15 protein-coding genes are annotated in these 14,175 nt (G+C 61.6%); 5 read left to right on the plus strand and 10 right to left on the minus strand.

Translation table 11 applies throughout. The annotated features are described in order from the left end of the window. Positions 1-17: 17 nt before the first annotated feature. The 4 genes from carA to pyrR all read right to left on the minus strand — a co-directional run bounded on the left by carA (position 18) and on the right by pyrR (position 4,250). On the minus strand, positions 18-1,181 hold the full coding sequence (carA, locus tag QP999_RS08855) for a glutamine-hydrolyzing carbamoyl-phosphate synthase small subunit (RefSeq protein ID WP_070524331.1): 1,164 nt from the start codon (positions 1,179-1,181) through the stop codon (positions 18-20). 103 nt (positions 1,182-1,284) lie between these two features. Further along, entirely contained in the window at positions 1,285-2,643 is a 1,359-nt protein-coding gene (locus QP999_RS08860; RefSeq protein ID WP_284848097.1) for a dihydroorotase, read from the minus strand. 44 nt (positions 2,644-2,687) lie between these two features. Continuing rightward, positions 2,688-3,659 carry an aspartate carbamoyltransferase catalytic subunit gene (locus QP999_RS08865; RefSeq protein ID WP_070524337.1) on the minus strand — a complete coding sequence of 324 codons (972 nt, stop codon included), beginning with the start codon at positions 3,657-3,659 and terminating at the stop codon, positions 2,688-2,690. Continuing rightward, positions 3,660-4,250: a bifunctional pyr operon transcriptional regulator/uracil phosphoribosyltransferase PyrR gene (gene pyrR / locus QP999_RS08870; protein WP_070524339.1), complete on the minus strand. Its 591-nt coding sequence runs from the start codon at positions 4,248-4,250 to the stop codon at positions 3,660-3,662. It abuts the gene before it with no gap. Between the two features lie 161 nt (positions 4,251-4,411). On the opposite strand from pyrR, the gene QP999_RS08875 reads away from it, so the two are divergent. From QP999_RS08875 to QP999_RS08895, 5 genes are read left to right on the plus strand one after another with little or no spacing between them, the layout of a single operon-like run. After that, positions 4,412-5,809: a TIGR01777 family oxidoreductase gene (locus QP999_RS08875; RefSeq protein WP_284848098.1), complete on the plus strand. Its 1,398-nt coding sequence runs from the start codon at positions 4,412-4,414 to the stop codon at positions 5,807-5,809. 35 nt (positions 5,810-5,844) lie between these two features. After that, positions 5,845-6,360, plus strand: coding sequence for a YbjN domain-containing protein (locus QP999_RS08880; protein ID WP_070532981.1), 516 nt, complete (start codon positions 5,845-5,847; stop codon positions 6,358-6,360). After that, a complete protein-coding gene (locus QP999_RS08885; RefSeq protein ID WP_070524347.1) occupies positions 6,353-6,874 on the plus strand; it encodes a YbjN domain-containing protein in 522 nt (173 codons plus the stop codon). The genes QP999_RS08880 and QP999_RS08885 overlap by 8 nt, the downstream gene beginning before the upstream one ends. Beyond that, positions 6,871-7,389 (plus strand): hypothetical protein, encoded by a 519-nt coding sequence (locus tag QP999_RS08890; RefSeq protein ID WP_284848099.1) that lies wholly within the window; start codon positions 6,871-6,873, stop codon positions 7,387-7,389. The genes QP999_RS08885 and QP999_RS08890 overlap by 4 nt, the downstream gene beginning before the upstream one ends. After that, on the plus strand, positions 7,386-7,916 hold the full coding sequence (locus tag QP999_RS08895) for a hypothetical protein (protein WP_070524349.1): 531 nt from the start codon (positions 7,386-7,388) through the stop codon (positions 7,914-7,916). Before QP999_RS08890 ends, QP999_RS08895 begins: the two co-directional genes overlap by 4 nt. 3 nt (positions 7,917-7,919) lie before the next feature. Here QP999_RS08895 and QP999_RS08900 read toward each other — a convergent pair whose 3' ends face one another. Genes QP999_RS08900 through QP999_RS08925 form a run of 6 tightly spaced genes read right to left on the minus strand, consistent with a single transcriptional unit; the run spans position 7,920 to position 14,171 of the window. Further along, positions 7,920-8,774, minus strand: a complete 855-nt coding sequence (locus tag QP999_RS08900) for a PPK2 family polyphosphate kinase (protein ID WP_070564382.1) — start codon at positions 8,772-8,774, stop codon at positions 7,920-7,922. 25 nt (positions 8,775-8,799) lie between these two features. Next, positions 8,800-9,555 (minus strand): sulfite exporter TauE/SafE family protein, encoded by a 756-nt coding sequence (locus tag QP999_RS08905; RefSeq protein WP_269948219.1) that lies wholly within the window; start codon positions 9,553-9,555, stop codon positions 8,800-8,802. Positions 9,556-9,561: 6 nt separating this feature from the next. Continuing rightward, on the minus strand, positions 9,562-10,038 hold the full coding sequence (gene coaD, locus QP999_RS08910; protein WP_070596563.1) for a pantetheine-phosphate adenylyltransferase: 477 nt from the start codon (positions 10,036-10,038) through the stop codon (positions 9,562-9,564). A gap of 2 nt (positions 10,039-10,040) precedes the next feature. Then, positions 10,041-10,643: a 16S rRNA (guanine(966)-N(2))-methyltransferase RsmD gene (gene rsmD, locus QP999_RS08915; protein ID WP_070564376.1), complete on the minus strand. Its 603-nt coding sequence runs from the start codon at positions 10,641-10,643 to the stop codon at positions 10,041-10,043. Positions 10,644-10,685: 42 nt separating this feature from the next. Further along, positions 10,686-12,782 (minus strand): ATP-dependent DNA helicase RecG, encoded by a 2,097-nt coding sequence (locus tag QP999_RS08920; RefSeq protein WP_070532991.1) that lies wholly within the window; start codon positions 12,780-12,782, stop codon positions 10,686-10,688. A gap of 3 nt (positions 12,783-12,785) precedes the next feature. After that, positions 12,786-14,171, minus strand: a complete 1,386-nt coding sequence (locus QP999_RS08925) for a DAK2 domain-containing protein (RefSeq protein ID WP_284848100.1) — start codon at positions 14,169-14,171, stop codon at positions 12,786-12,788. Positions 14,172-14,175 lie beyond the last annotated feature (4 nt).

The raw sequence follows: 14,175 nt of genomic DNA on the forward strand, positions 1-14,175 counted from the left end.
CTCTTCCTGGTTGCGTTCTACTTGTTCGGGGACTTCTCAGTCATGAGCTCGATGAACTGGTCAAAGAGCGGGTTAGCATCGTGCGGGCCAGCAGCAGACTCAGGGTGGTACTGCACGGAATAGGCCATGCCGTTCTTGAGCGCTACGCCCTCGATGGTGTTGTCGTTGAGGCAGGTGTGGGACACAACTGCCGGGCCGAAGTCAGTATCGAACTCCTCGCCCGCCGGGTTCTCCTTGCCGGATGGGCTGGCCAGGGCGAAGCCGTGGTTCTGGGAGGTGATGTCGATCTTGCCGGTGAGCTGGTTGCGCACCGGGACGTTGATGCCGCGGTGGCCGAACTTCAGCTTGTAGGTGTCCATACCCAGCGCGCGGCCGAGGATTTGGTTGCCAAAGCAGATGCCAAAGAAGGGGTACTTGGCAGCAAGGATATCGCGCACGATGCCCACCATGGTGTCAGCGGTAGCTGGGTCGCCCGGACCGTTGGAGACAAACACGCCATCCGGGTTGTACTGCTTGATCTTCTCGAAGGGGGTGTTGGCTGGAACCACGATGGTCTCGATGCCGCGCTCGGCGAAATTCTTCGGGGTTGCGGTCTTAACACCCATGTCATAGGCCACGACGGTGAAGCGCTTCTCCCCTACAGCTGGGAAGGTGTAGACCTCATCGGTCGAGACTTCTTCGGACAGGTCAAGACCTGCCATGGATGGCTGATTCTTGACCTCAGCGATGAGCTCCTCGACGTCCCGCTCAGCTGCCTCGCCGGAGAAGATACCGGCCTTGATGGAACCGTGGTTACGCAGGTGACGCACCAGGGTACGGGTATCAATTCCGCCGATGCCGATGATTCCCTGCTTCTCCATCTCCTCCGGCAGGGAACGGGCGGCGCGCCAGTTGGAAACACGGCGGGCAAGGTCACGGATAACCAGGCCGGCAACCCAAATCTGGTCGCCGTGGGACTCGCTGTCCTCATCGTTCCAGCCGGTGTTACCAATCTGGGGCGCGGAGGCCACGACGATCTGACGGTGATAAGACGGGTCAGTCATGGTCTCTTGGTAGCCAGTCATGGCGGTAGTAAAGACGGCCTCGCCCAGGGTTGTGCCCGTGGCGCCGAAGCCGAAGCCACGGAAAGTACGGCCATCGGCGAGGACCAGGATGGCGGGAGTGGTGCTAGTGGAAGTCACTGTGCGTTAAACCTTTCAGTGATTTTGTCGGTGAAGGGTTGGTTGTGTTGGCTATGAGCGTTGGGTACTCGGGTTGAGCAACTCTGACTCTCGATTATCCCGATTATTCGTCTGCCTCGTCACCACTTTCAGCAGAGAGGTCGTAGGTCACCGCGCCGCGCAGGATGGTGTAGGTAACGCGCGCGCCAAACTCCTCCCCCTCATAGGGGTTGTTCTCCGACTTCGAGGCCAGGCGGGTGGAATCTGATACCCACTCATGTTCCGGATCAACGATGGTGAGGTTGGCCGGCTCGCCGACCGCAATCGGGCGACCATGGCCGGGCAGGCGGGTAATCTCCGCCGGACGCTCCGACATGACGCGAGCAACGAAGCGCCAATCCGCCAGACCAGTGGCGACAAAGAGCTTGGCGATGACCGCCAGGGAGGATTCAAGTCCCAGCATGCCCGGCTTGGCGTGCTCGAACTCGACGCACTTGTCTTCGCTGCCGTGCGGGGCGTGGTCCGTTGCCACGACGTCGATAAGCCCGTCGAGCAATGCCTGGCGCAGGACCAGGGTGTCGGATTCCTCGCGCAGCGGCGGGTTCACGCGGAAGACGCCGTCGTAGGTCACCAGCTTGTCATCGGTCAGCAGAAGGTGGTGCGGGGTCACCTCAGCAGTCAGCGGGATGCCCTGTTCCTTGGCCCACTTGAGCAGCTCGACTGTGCCCTTCGTCGAAGCGTGGCAGATGTGCATACGATTGCCGTAGTCACGCGCGAGCAGTGCGTCGCGCGCCACGATCGATTCCTCAGCCACGCGCGGCCAGCCGCGCAGACCCAGGCGGGCGGCAACCTCGCCCTCATGGGCACTCGCGCCTTCGGTCATACGGTGATCCTCTGCGTGCTGGGCCAGCAGGACGTCGAGCCCCTTGGCGTATTCCAAGGCACGGCGCATGAGCTGCGGGTCTTGGACACACTTGCCGTCGTCGGAGAACATGCGCACCTTGGCATCCGAGCGGGCCATCATGCCGAACTCGGTCAGCGTTTTACCCTCCAAGCCCTTCGTGATGGAGCCAACCGGATGGACGTCGCACAAACCGCGTGCCTGGCCCTTGGCCCAAACGGACTCCGCGATGATCGGCTGGTCCGTGACCGGGGAGGTATTCGCCATGGTGAACACGGCAGTAAACCCGCCCTTGGCGGCGGCCCGCGAACCGGTCTCGATGGTCTCGGTGTCCTCGCGGCCTGGCTCACGCAGGTGGACGTGCATGTCCACCAGGCCCGGCAGCAGCACGTTGCCGCCCCCGTCGATGGTGCGGTCGACGCCTTCCGCTGGGGTGATGTCGGTGGCGCCGATCGCCTCGATGACGCCATCCTTGATCAGGATGTTAGTGGGTTCCCCTTCCCCATAGGGGCGAACATTGGTGATGAGCAAGGTGCCCGCCGCGGGAGCAGAGAGCACGCCGGTGTCTGGATAAGTAGTCATGGTTTCTGAAAAGCTCTCCTCGTTGATTTATGAGATAACTCGTTTTAGATACCGGCGTTCTCGCCGTTGGTGAGCAGCGTAAAGAGGGTGGCCATGCGCACGTGGACACCGTTGTGGACCTGCTGGAGCACTGCGGTGTTGTCATAGTCAGCCACCGCATAGTTGATTTCCATGCCGCGGACCATGGGGCCCGGGTGCATGATGATGGCGTCCTTCTTCATGGCAGCAGCGCGGTCCTTGGACATCCCGTAAAGAGCTGCATACTCGCGGTGCGAGGGGAAGAAGCCGCCGTTCATACGCTCTGCTTGGACGCGCAGCATCATGACGACATCAGCCTTGGCCACCTCGGAGTCGAAGTCATGGGAGACGCGTACCGGCCAGGTGTCGACGCCAAAGGGCAGCAGCGTCGGCGGAGCGACAAGCGTAACCTCAGCGCCCAACGTCGACAGCAGGTCCACGTTGGAGCGCACGACGCGGGAGTGCAGGCAGTCGCCGACGATGGTGACGTTCAGGCCCTCGAAGCCGGTGCCAGAGGCGGAGCGATCCGTACCAAGGTGTAGGCGCTGGCGCATCGTGACGGCGTCGAGAAGCGCCTGCGTGGGGTGCTGGTGGGCACCATCGCCGGCGTTAATCACGCTCGGTCCCTGTCCTCCCGGTGCTACCCAACCGGCCAGCTGCTGCGCCGCGCCGGAGGAAGGATGGCGGATGATGATGGCATCGGCGCCGATGGAGGTCAGCGTCAGCCCAGTGTCCTTGAGGGACTCGCCCTTCTTCACCGAGGACGTCGAGGCAGACAGGTTGATGACATCCGCCGACATCCACTTTCCCGCCGTTTCAAAGGAAGAGCGAGTACGGGTGGAGTTCTCATAGAACAACGTAAACACGGTTCGCCCGCGCAGAGTCGGCAGCTTCTTAACTTCGCGGCCGTCCAAGGCTTCCCGGAAACGGTCGGCCTCATCCATGAGCCCGAGGATTTCCTCGGCGCTGTGGTCGGCGATATTGATGAGGTGCTTCATTTATGCCTCCTTGCCGGGCTGTGCAGTGAAGCGGGTAAGAATGACGGCATCCCGGCCGTCGATGTCGGCGTTGTAGACGGTGACGTCCTCGTCGCGCGCAGTGGGGATATTCTTGCCCACGTAATCGGCGCGGATAGGCACCTGGCGGTGTCCGCGGTCCACGAGGACGGCAAGTTGGATGATGTCGGGGCGCCCGATATCTGCCAGGGCATCTAACGCAGCGCGGATGGTGCGGCCGGAATACAGCACATCATCAACAAGGATGACCGTGGCGCCGTTGATACCACCGGCTGGGACTGTGGTGGGCTGCAATGCCCGGTGCGGGCGGGCATATAGATCGTCGCGATACAACGTGATGTCAAGGGAGCCCCAGGGAACCTCCACCCCGGAGAATTCCTCAATCTTTTCGGCAAGGCGCTGCGCTAAAGGCACGCCACCAGAGGGAATGCCTAAGAGCAGGACCCGAGGAGATTCACTCGAATCAAGCGCCGTTTTCTCAATGATCTGGTGCGCGATGCGTGCGACAGTACGCGCGACGTCTTTCGAGCTCAGCAGCTCGTTGGACTCCGCGTGGGTGCCGGTTTCACTCATCGTGACCTCCTTCCCCGCCTCACGGTGCGGTCTTTAAAGGATGTCGGACAATGGTTAATAGGACTTGTCTATGCTTGAAAGCCAGCACCAACCATAGCACTCTTCATCCGTGCTGTATACGCCCTCGCACCCCCGAATTTTCTCAGGCAGGTCCATAGACAGTGAGTTTTACTACCCAGCACGTTGTTCCAGCCCCGCGCGAAGAGGTATGGCAATGGCACACCCGCCCCGGGGCGCTCGCCCGCCTCACCGCGCCATTTGGATTCATGTCTCCCCTGCAGCAGGCAGAGTCACTGGCAGACGGAACATCGGTCTTGAGCTTGCCTGGCGGCCTGAAATGGGTTGCCCGGCATGATTTGAGTAGGTACCAGCCGCGGCGTTCCTTTGCGGATGTGTGCATCAACGCCCCCTTCCGTTCGCTGGCCAACTGGCGCCATGAACACCTCTTTGAGGATCACCCGGAAGGCACACTCATCACCGACAAGGTGGACACACGCATTCCCACGGGTGCGGTGGAGTCGGTCTTTGCCTACCGCCAGCAACAGCTCATCGAAGACTTTCGCTTTGCCCAACGGCTCGGTGAGCTCAACGCCGAGCCCCGCACAATAGCGATTACGGGAACGCACGGGACGGTTGGCGCTGCTGTGGCCGCCCAACTTGGCACCTTGGGCCATACCGTCGTTCCTTTAGTGCGCTCCTCCCCGGGTGCCGGCGAACGCTTGTGGCGCCCAAACATTCCCGCCAAGGATTTGTTAGAGGGAATCGATGTTCTCATCCACCTAGCCGGGGAGCCAATCTTCGGTCGTTTTAATTCCGCTCACAAGGAGGCGATCCGGGATTCGCGCGTGGGCCCCACTCACCTGTTGGCCCAGCTTGTAGCCCAGACACCGTCCGTGTCAGCGATGGTCTGCGCCTCCGCCATCGGCATCTACGGTCCGGACCGGGGCGACGAGGATCTCACCGAAGAATCGGAACGTGGAGATGGTTTCCTCGCCGACGTCGTGGGGGCGTGGGAGGAGGCCTGCGCGCCGGCGCGCGAGGCGGGAAAGCGCGTGGTGAACCTGCGCACCGGCATAGTGCAATCAGCCAACGCGGGTATCCTCCCGCTGCTGCGTGCACTGTTTTCTACTGGACTCGGCGGCACGTTCGGCAAGGGCACCATGTGGAATAGCTGGGTTGCACAGGACGATCTTTCAGACATGTTTGTCCGCGCCGCGCTCGACCCAGAGTGGCAGGGCGCGATCAACGCGGTCTCCCCGCAGCCGGTGCTCAACCGAGACTACGTCGACGCCCTCGGCGCACTGCTCCACCGCCCCACTTTTATGCCCATTCCCAGCATCGGGCCCGCCCTTCTGCTGGGTAAGGAAGGCGCACGCGAGCTCGCACTGGCTAACCAGAAGGTGGTGCCCAGCCGGCTGGAGAATCTGGGCCACGTCTTCCGCTACCCAGAGTTAAAACCAGCGCTTGCCCACGAACTCGGCGGCGAACAGCTCGTCGATGCCCCCACCTGCGCACCCGAGGAGGACGGCTCCGGTAGTGTCGGGGCCGGAAAAGATTAAGAAATATGTAGCAAGTAGCAAAGTGAGTAGAAGAATTGACGGACACCACTAATCACGACGACGCGCAGCAGCGCCAGCTGCAGCCCGACACCCCCATCGAGGAGGTCACCCTCGAGCGCATCGCGGAGATCTTTGAGTCAGAGAACTTGGAGTACCGCATCGAAGAGCAAAAGACCCAGGACGGCCAGACGGTCAACCTTTTGCGCACCGGTTTCTCCAACGCCGCCATTGCCTTCCAGCTCGTTGGCTCCTCACTCATCGTCGATTCCGTGTGGCGCGGCTCGGTCCCCGCCTCCGAGGGGCCTGCGCTCCTCATGCACATCAACGCGTGGAACCAGGACCATTTCACCCCGACTTTCCGCTTCTTCGAGGCACCCGATAACGCCTTGGCGGTCTCTGGTGCGCGTGATCTCGACGTGACACATGGTGCCTCCCGCAACCAGCTTGGCGCGTTCGTCATGTCTACCTTGGATGCCGTGTTGCAGTCCTTCGAGTGGATTGAACAGCAGTACCCGCAGCTCGTGACCTGGAAGGAGCACAACCATGACTAATCCGACAACCACCGCCGCCGAAGACCCGCACGCACTGCCGGAGGTCACCCTCGACCGCATCATCGAGGCGATGAAGACCTTCGACATCGAACTCGAGCCAGTCACCGGCCGCGACGATGCCGCCACTGCAAACCTCAACGGTCTGCCCTGCATGTTCGCCGTGTTGGAGAGCGTTGCCATCGTGCGCTGTGATGTGCCGACGGACGTCAACTACGCCAAGGCTGATGCAGGCCTTTTCCTGGCGGCCAACCAGATCAACTCCGTGGCCATGGGTGCCCGCGCGGTGATCGCGGACTTCGACGGCATGCTCCTCGTTCGCACTGAGGCCGACCTTCCGTGCGCGGCCGGGATGACCGACGAACAACTCGCAGCCGCACTGCGCGCCTCCGTGGACGGCGTCATCAACGCCCAGAACGCCATGGTCGCCGCCGCCGAAGAAATGGCCAAGCTCGGGTCCGAGTCCGCCGCGCAGGCAGGCGAGGGATCCGAGGACGCCCAGGGTGAACAGCAGTGACCGATCTCCACGTGGTTGAGCCGGTCACCATCGACCGGTTGGCGCAGTTGTGCGAGCTTATCGACGCCGACTATGCCCTCGTCGAGGCAGCACCGGAAGCCACCGAGGACGCTGACACTGGCGACACCGCATCCGCGCGGCGCGTGCTGCAGACCGGTGTCCCCCATATCGCTGTGCACTGTGACCTCGACGCCGAGGGCGACGTGTTGAGCGCCTTCGCCTCCTGGGAAGGCACGCTTCCCGCACACTTGGAGCAAGACGTGGCCACCGCCGTGGCGGAGCTGAACTGGGCTAGCGTTGCACCGACGTTGAGTTACCTCGTGGAAGAGGATGCAAAGGGAAACGAGGAAATCCACCTAGGAGCCAACCGCGCCATGGCTGTGGGCGAAGGCCTCTCCTTGGCCCAGCTGGGCCACTTCCTGCTGAGCTCGCTCGCCAGCTTCGCGGAAATCTTCGATATCGTGGCGCAGCGCTTCCCGCAGGCAGTCACCTGGGATAAGGAGGAGCACGCATGAGCCACAACTCGACAACGAACCAGAATGCATCCGTAGGTTCCGATCCCTTCGATATCATGTCCGGCTCACCACTGCCCGCCGTGAGCCGGGATCGCGTGCTCACCGCGCTGAACAGCACCGAACTGGACATGGCGGCCACTGCGCACCCGGAGGATGCGACTGCCGCAGTTGCCCGCCTCAACGATCTGGACTGGGTCATCACCGTGGAAGAGGGCCTCGTGCGCATCGAGTGCGTACTCTCCACGCAGCTCAACGCCGACATGCTCCCCATCTTCCACGTCCTGTGCAATGAGTTCAATGCAGGCGCATTCGATGGGCGCGCGCTCGTCGGGCTGGTCGAGGATGAGGTGGAGCTGCGCGGTGACGCCTGCTTCGTCACCACTGCCGGACTGAACGAAGACCAGCTCTTCCACGCGCTTAACGTGGGCGTCATCAATGCCCAAGAAGCTCTGCTCTCTGTTCTCGATACCTTCAACGCCGCGGCCCGGGAACTTGCCCGCGACGTCGATGACGCAGAAAGCGACTAGCTCTTAGTCGGCGTCCTTAATGCGCTGGCGCTCTACTTCCGGATCAAAGTCGGGCGCTGGCCATTCCAGGTCCAGGTGGCGTAGGAGATCCACGATGAGGAACTTCAGCGCCATCCGGGCATACTTTTTATTATCGGTGGGGATGACGTACCAGGGTGCGTAGTTTTCATCTGTGCGCCGAATGGCATCCTGATAGGCCGCCATGTAGTCATCCCAATAGGCCCGCTCTTCCACATCGGAAGGGTCATATTTCCAGAACTTGTCCTCCCGTTCCGTGCGCTCCAGTAGGTTCTTCTTCTGCGCGTCCTTGGACAGATGCAAGAAAACCTTGATGACCTTGACGCCCTTCGCCGTCAGATCCAGCTCATAGTCGCGGATGGCTTCGATGCGTCGGTCCACTTCTTCTTCATCGACCCACTCGTGTACGCGTTGGATGAGGACATCTTCGTAGTGCGAGCGATCAAAGGCCACGATTTGCCCCGGCTGTGGGTCATGCTTGCGGATGCGCCACAAGAAGTCGTGTTCTAATTCCTCCTCGGTGGGCTTACCAAAGCTCACGGTCGTGGTTCCCTGAGGGTCAAAGGTGTTCAACACGTGGCGGATAGCCCCGCCCTTGCCCGAGGTATCCATGCCCTGCAAGACAATGAGCACCGCTGGGGCGTCCTCACCATAGCTGCGACCATTGGCAAAAAGCCGCTCTTGGAATTCATACAGCTCATCATCGTACTTGGAGAAGCGAGCGGCGAGCTCCTCCTTATCGCCGTCAAAACCGGGGGTTGCCGAAGCATCGACCGAATCAATCTGAAAATTCTTGCCAGCGCGCAGGGACAGTGCGTCCTCAATCTTGAATTTCGCCATGGGTCCCACCCTACCCAGGCGCTGTCTAAGCACCCAGAGTGAACAAGCCTCGCAGCAATGCGCTGAGCGCCCCCAAGCTTGCCAGCGATAGCGAGAGCTTATGCGCCTTGTCCCGTGAGACCCGTCCTGCAATCTTCTTACCTAGGAAGATGCCAATGCACATGCCAACGACGCCGCAGGGCCACACCAGCCAGTGCAAGCCCTCAAAACCGCCGGATCCCAAGAAGAATTTGGTCAACACCGACGACAGGCCGCCAATGAAGAAGCAGGGCTGTAGGGTTGGCGCGAGGACCTCCTTGGGCCACCGCGCAGCCTGCGCATACACAGTGATGACCGGGCCGGCCACGCCCGCAAGCGTGTTCGTGAACCCACCCAAGATGCCCGCGGAAATGGCTGGGCCCGTACCGCGCATCTCCGGGACGAACTTTCGCCCGAAGACCACCACACCCAACGCGATCAACAAGGCCGCGCCAACGAGTACCAACAATGCTGCGGTATCAATACGCGCGATGAGCAGGGCTGCCGGGATTGAGCCGAGGATCATGAAGGGGCCGATGCGCAGCCACTTTCCCCAATCCACGTTCTCACGCATCGAATAGGTCGTGAGAACAGCGTTAAGGCAGGCCAAAACATTGATGACCATGATGCCTTCCACCGGGCCGAGGAAGAGGGTCAGGATTGGTCCACCAATGAGGCCAAGGCCCATGCCGGACACTCGTTGCAGGCAGGAGCCAGCTAGAACTGTGAAGAGAACAACGAGCGGTATTGCCAGTACAGACATGTCCCCTTAGCCTCGGTACCGTTCCATGACAGCAGCAGCCACATGCTCCGGGAACATACCCGTGACGTCGCCTCCGTAGTGTGCCACCTGCTTGCACAGCGAGGAGGAAATGTAGCCGTACTTCTCATCTGTTAGCAAGAAGACCGTATCGATTCCGGAAAGGCGCCGGTTCATCTGCGCCATGGGCAGCTCGTATTCATAGTCCAAGGAGGAGCGAAGGCCCTTCACAATCGTGTCTATGCCATGCGCGCTGGTGTAGTCCACGAGCAGACCGCCCCACCAGTCCACCTCGATTTCCGGGGCGACGGTACGGCGAATCAAATCCACGCGCTCCTCCACGCTGAACAACCCGGAAGGCTTGTCTGGGTTGCCCGTCACCAGCACCGTGACCTTGTCAAAGAGCTCGCTCGCACGGTTAAACACGTCAACGTGCCCTAGCGTGATGGGATCGAAAGAGCCGGGGCATACGGCGTGGGTCGGCATGGCTAGTCCTCCTGGTTGTCGGTGTGATTGGTGTCCGAGGTCTCCGCGTCGCGGTGATAAATCGCCATATCAAAACGCGCGATACCGAAGGTCCGCTTCTTGAGCTTCTGACCGGTGGGCTCGAAACCTTCCGGCCATTGTGTCTGTGGGGAATCTACATGGCGCTCGATGACAACAATCGCGGCATCATCCAGCACCGGCTCGATCGCCGCGAGAAGTCCGTCGACGTCATCGAAGCTATACGGCGGATCCGCGAGCACCATGTCGAAATAGCCGCGCGGTGCGGTGGCCAGGTAGGAGGAGGCATTCATTTCTCGTACCTCGACGCGCGGGTGCTTGACCACCCCAATGTTGTGGCGGATGACTTTTACGGCCGCGGCGTTGTTCTCCACGAGGACGACTTCTTCGGCACCGCGGCTGGCCGCCTCCAGACCCAGCGCACCTGAGCCCGCAAACAGATCCAGCACGCGGGAATCAATGAAACCCCAACGCACGTTCAGAGATGAGAAAAGTCCCTCACGGGCACGGTCGGACGTGGGCCTCGTCCCGGCTTCGGGCACCTTGATGGTGCGCCCGCGGGCCTCCCCGGCGATGATTCTGGTCATGGCTTCTACCCTATCTCCCCTGTCCCAGCCGCGGAGACTCCCCTAGTTCTTCTCCAAAAATCCCTGCTCATCGGCGCTCAGATTGTGCGTCAACTGCTCCGCCAGGTCAGGATTGCGCTCAACCAATGCGGCGGCATCGGCATGCGTGCGCTCGATGATGTCCCTGTCATAAACAAGGTCGAGCAATTTGAGCGTGCGCTTCGTGCCGGATTGGAGCGTTCCCAAGATGTCTCCTTCGTGGCGTTGCGTGAGATCCAATTCGGCAAGGTCAAAGCCGGACGGCGTATCCGCAATGGCTTTGATGCGCCGAAAGGACTTGCTGTCTGGCTCGGCCAGCGTATGCAGCAAACACACGGATTCGTTTCCCCCGCGGCCCACGCGCCCGCGCAGCTGATGCAACTGCGAAACTCCAAAATTCTCCGATTCACGGATGAGCATGACGGTGGCGTTGGGCACATCGACGCCGACCTCGATGACCGTGGTGGCCACGAGGACGTCAATCTCCCCGCGGGCGAATCGCTCCATCACCTCATCCTTATCGGGCATCTTGCCGTGGAGCATCTCCACTCGAAGCCCGCGAAAAGGCAGGTTGCGCAATTGCACAGACATGGTTTCCACGCCGCCCTCGCCTTCAATTCGCGGGCAGACGATATAGGCCTGGTGGCCTTTGCTCACCTCTTCGCGAATGCGCTCGATGGCGCGGCGCACCCATTCCGGTTTCCATTCAGGCACCACCGCCGAGAGGATGGGTTTGCGCCCGCCGGGCAGCTCCTTGAGTGTCGAGACTGCCAGGTCACCGAAGACGGTCATGGCAATGGTGCGCGGAATGGGGGTTGCTGTCATCACCAACACGTGTGGGCTGATGCCCTCACGCGTCTTGGTGCGCAGACTATCGCGCTGCTCCACGCCGAAGCGGTGTTGCTCATCCACGATGACCAGGCCAAGATCGAAAAACTCCACGCTGTCCTGGATGATGGCGTGGGTGCCGATGACGATATCGGCCTCACCAGAAACAATCTCCAGCAGAGCCTTGCGCTTCTCCGCCGTCTTCATCGACCCCGTCAAGACCGTTACGGTGACACCATCCGGAACGCTGGCGCTTATCGACGCCCCATGCTGCGCCGCCAGCACCTCCGTCGGTGCCAAGAGCGCGGCCTGCTTGCCGGCGTCTACCGCTTGCAGCATGGCGCACGTGGCAACGAGCGTTTTTCCCGAACCCACCTCGCCTTGCAGCAGTCGCATCATGGGCGCGGTGCCGCAGAGATCAGCATCGATTTCGGCGATGACGCGGCGTTGGCCGTCGGTTAGCGCAAAGGGCAGCTCAGAAAGCAGCTCATCGCGGTAGCCCTCCAGAATGGCCGGCATTGGGGTTGCCGTGCGCGCCTTGACGTCACGCTGACGGAGGGCCATGACCAACCCGATCGACAAGGCCTCGTTGTATTTCAGGCGCTGGATGGCGCGTTCCGGCCCGCTATCTCCCGGCTCGTGGATTTCGCGCACTGCCTGATCGAGCGTCACCATCATCCGATAGTCCAGCGGCTCCGGAATAGGCGGGGTGTGTTCGAGCACCTTGTGGATGGCACCCATGATGTACCACGACGTCACCTTCCCGCTGGCCGGGTAGACGGGGATCCATTCGCGTTGCAAGAAGGTGTCTAGTGAACCGAACTGGGAGAGCTTCTTGAGTGAGCCTGTCCCCTGTCCGGTTGCGCTATCCAGTAGGGACTCCTGATAGCGGCCGGGATCAAGGATGAGAAAGTCGGGGTGCTGCAGGCTGGGATATCCGCGAAAGTACTTCAGCTTGCCGGAGAGCATGACGCGCATACCTCGGCCCAGCACGCGCTGGACGTAGTGCGCGTTAAAGAAGGAGGCTTGGACTCCGTTATCCATGTAGAGGATAAACACCATGGCTTTAGAGGTGTGCTTGACGCGGGCCTCCTCAATGACGCCGGTGATGGTGACGTGATCTCCGTCCTCGGCACCGCCGAGGCCCACGTCCTTGTTGTGGCGGATATAGTCACGCGGATAATGGCTAAGCAGCTCCCCGCACGTGGTGTAGCCGAAGGCGCGCTTGAACGCCGCGGCATCCTTCTTTGCCAGTACTTCCGTCAGCGCACGATCGTCTTGCCATCCCAGCATGGTCTACTCCACCCCGATCTCCGTGCGCAGTCCGGGAACTCGAAGCACAACGACGTCGACGCCAAGCAGCTGCGTCAACTCTTCAGCATCGATATCACAGCCGGACAACACAGTGATTTGTTCGCCCCCATAGGCCAACTGGGTGCGGCATGCCGCGATGATGCCGTCGAGGCTTTCTGTTTCCGGATGAGCCACCCGCATGGAACGCGCGGCATCGGACATAGCGGCCACTACTTCGGCCGAACGAGAGGGGTTGGGCGAATACACCGATAGCGCGGCGAGCCCGGCCACGATGGAGCCAGTCGGTATGACTGTCGCCCTGCCTGGATCCCCACCGCACCCGTTGGGCAGGAAAAGATCGCCTACCGCAGCGTTCTCTAGATCCTCGCCGGGCCCAATTGCTCGCGCCCCAGCCTTCTCAAATAGCTCCCGCGCGGCCCCTTCGGGCACCGCAGCAAAAATGCGCCGCTGTGGGCTCTCGCCCTCGCTGTGCTTCGTGGCGCACGCCCCCGCCTCTGCGGGCGGCAGCGCTTCGAGCCGCAGGTTGCTGACCTTTCCCAGGCCGTAGGCCGTTTCGATCACCGTGCCGGCCTCCGGACTATGGATGTGAACGCTGCCAGAGGTGTCCGTCGCCCGCGCGATGACGAGGCTATTGCCCAGCGAGGCCAAGGCTTGTTCAACCTCAGCGAGGTTTCCCTCAAAGAAGAAGACGGCTTCGATCTCTGCAAGCTCCTCAGGTTTCTCTGGCGCCGAAACGCTCAACGGCTGGTTGGCGGGTTCTTCACCGGTGACCTGTGCAAGCAGGCACTCCAGCAGAATCACGAAGCCGGTACCGCCGGCATCCACGACACCCGCCTCGCGCAGCGCGGGCAGTTGCGACGGAGTCTGCGCCAAGGCCTGCCGTGCGGCGTCTAACGCCGCAACCAGGATGCCGTGTAGCTGGGCACCGGGCTGCCCGGCGGCCTCACTGGCAGCGGCCGCTGCAGCGCGCAAAACGGTGATGATGGTGCCTTCTACTGGGGCGGCAAGCGCGCGATCGACCAACGTGACAGCCAGCGTCAAAGCATCAGCGAGGACCGCACCATCCACGCGCGAGTCCGTTGTGGCATCGGCAACGCCACGCAGCACCTGCGAGAGCACCATCCCCGAGTTGCCGCGGGCACCGCGCACCGAACCGATGGCCAATGCTTCAGCGACGTCCGCCTCACCCTTATCGGCCTCCGCCAAGGCGGACTCCATGGTGTGCGCCATGTTGGATCCCGTGTCCGAATCGGGCACCGGGAAAACGTTGAGGGCATTGATTTCAGCGCGGCGGCGCTGCAGCTCCTCCACGGTTCGTGCGGCCCACTCATGCAGACCACGAGCGTCCAACTCGGCGGGATATGACATGGTG

Origin of the sequence: Corynebacterium sp. MSK004 (assembly GCF_030232515.1) — a bacterium.
GTDB lineage: Bacteria > Actinomycetota > Actinomycetes > Mycobacteriales > Mycobacteriaceae > Corynebacterium > Corynebacterium hesseae.